Below are 1,827 nucleotides of genomic sequence, written 5' to 3' on the forward strand. Positions count from 1 at the left end.
AGTTCCCAGGAAGTCAGCCCGCGAACTCCCTTGCCTGGTCGGCGGGGGGACGGGTGGCGCATGTCAGGCCCGGACCTTAGCTTTTTCGATATGGACCGGCGCGCTCCGAAGGCAGGCAGGCAGGAGGTATTTCGCCCCCACGGGGTGCTCGCGGCGATCATGGGGGCCGCGACACTGCTGTGGTTGGGGGTGCTGCTGTACCTACTCCGCTTCGACGGAGTCCCCCTCCAGACGTTCCTCTCGGCGGTCTTCTTCGTCCTCTTCTTCGGCGTGTCGGTGACGTACTACGGCCGCACGCGGATCATCGTGGACGCGGGAGGCATCACGTACCGGGGCATGGTGCGCACGCGGCACTTCTCCTTCGCGGACATCAACAAGGTGGATGTGCTGCCCGGCCCGGTGACGGTGTACGCCGTGCGGTGCCGCCGGGGCCTCGTGCACTTCACCAGCTTCTTCGCGCATCACCGCGACTTGGCACGGCTCCTCGTCGAGCGCGCCGGCCTCTCGCCCCTGCGCGCCTGAGCTTCAGCCCGTCAGCGCGTAGGTGGCGAGCAGCCCCACCAGGGCCGTCGTCGCCCCGAGGCCGATGAGCCACCACTCCCACCGCGGGCGCTCCGGTGCGTCCCCGGCGGAGGGCGTTGGGGGAGCCTCGTGGGCAATGGGCTCCTCGGCCGGTGCGGAGGGCTTCTCCGTCTCGGGCGGGGGACTCGCCTTGTCCGGGGGCGGTAGCGGCTCGGCCATGGGCGCCTGGAAGCGCAGCAACGTCCGGCCCAATTCGATGACATCGCCCTCGGTGAGCGGGGAGGGCGCCTCCACCCGCTTGCCGTTGAGGTAGACGCCGTTGGGGCTGCCCAGATCCTCCAGGAAGAAGGCGCCGTCCTGGTGGCGCACGCGCGCGTGACGGCGGGACACGGCGATGTCCCGCAGGCGCACGGCTACCTCCTTGCCCCGGCCCAGCTCGGTGCTCGCCTCGGCGAGGGCGAAGGTGCGGCCCACGTCCGCCCCGGTGAGACAGGTGAGGGCGGCGGCCCGCGAGGGCGTCAGGGCCTCCGTGTCCGTGAGGAGGTTCTTGAGGACGGCCAGGGTGCCCACCTGCCGCTCGGCGTTTCCGTCGGGGTCCAGCACCTTCAGGCTCATCCGCTCGGGCAGCCCCACCACCTCTCCCGGCAGCACGAGGCGCGGGACGCCCGGGGGCACCCTCACGTCCTCCACGGTGAAGGCGCGGGTGGCCTCTACCATCAAGCGGTGGTCCTCGATGCGCAGCGTCAGCAGGCCGGAGGGGAGCCCCTCGAGCCGGATGTGGTCCTCGGCGCCTCCGCCCAGCAGGTGGAGGCCCTCGGGCAGCTCGAAGGGGGTGGTAGTGCCCAGGTGCTCGAATTCGAAGTGCATGGCCCGGCCGAGACCAGCAAGCCGGATGCCGGTTCGGACGGGCGGAGTTCCGGGGGGTTGCCGCCTCCGAGGTGTCCCGACTCCAGCCCGCCGTCCACACACGTGGACGGAGTCCGGGTCCCTTCTCCGAGACATCCGCCGGAGGGGGTCCTAGGATTCGCGGCCCCGATGCGCCCTGCCTCCCGCCTCCTGTCGCTGTCGCTGCTCGCGTTGCTCGCCACCTCCTGCCGCGACGAGCAGGCTGGCCCCAAGCCTCGTGCGAAGGCCTTGCCCCCGCCCACCCAGGCCCGCGTGCTGGAGGCCGCGCCAGCGGACCTCACGTACCGCAGCGGAGCCACCCTGGGCGGAGGCGCGGTGCGCTACCTCGGCACGCGCGTCACCCCCCAGGGGGCGCAGCCCGGGCAGTCCGTGCAGCTCTCGCACTACTTCGAGGCCCTG

2 protein-coding genes and 1 pseudogene are annotated in these 1,827 nt (G+C 71.8%); 2 read left to right on the forward strand and 1 reads right to left on the reverse strand.

The features are described 5' to 3' along the window. Positions 1 to 159 precede the first annotated feature (159 nt). Positions 160 to 522, forward strand: a complete 363-nt coding sequence (locus VF697_RS02575; RefSeq protein WP_331091870.1) for a PH domain-containing protein — start codon at positions 160 to 162, stop codon at positions 520 to 522. A 3-nt stretch (positions 523 to 525) separates the two neighbouring features. Here VF697_RS02575 and VF697_RS02580 read toward each other — a convergent pair whose 3' ends face one another. Next, entirely contained in the window at positions 526 to 1,389 is an 864-nt protein-coding gene (locus VF697_RS02580; RefSeq protein ID WP_331091869.1) for an FHA domain-containing protein, read from the reverse strand. Between the two features lie 168 nt (positions 1,390 to 1,557). Here VF697_RS02580 and VF697_RS02585 point away from each other — a divergent pair. Further along, positions 1,558 to 1,827 (forward strand): annotated as a pseudogene (locus VF697_RS02585) (hypothetical protein); the annotation flags it as partial.

This window comes from Archangium sp. (genome assembly GCF_036388035.1).
GTDB lineage: Bacteria > Myxococcota > Myxococcia > Myxococcales > Myxococcaceae > Archangium.

Bases quoted from the DNA above. Each gene is read 5' to 3' on its own strand.
- VF697_RS02575 (WP_331091870.1), top strand. From the start codon at position 160: ATGGGGGCCGCGACACTGCTGTGGTTGGGGGTGCTGCTGTACCTACTC.
- VF697_RS02580 (WP_331091869.1), bottom strand. From the start codon at position 1,389: ATGCACTTCGAATTCGAGCACCTGGGCACTACCACCCCCTTCGAGCTG.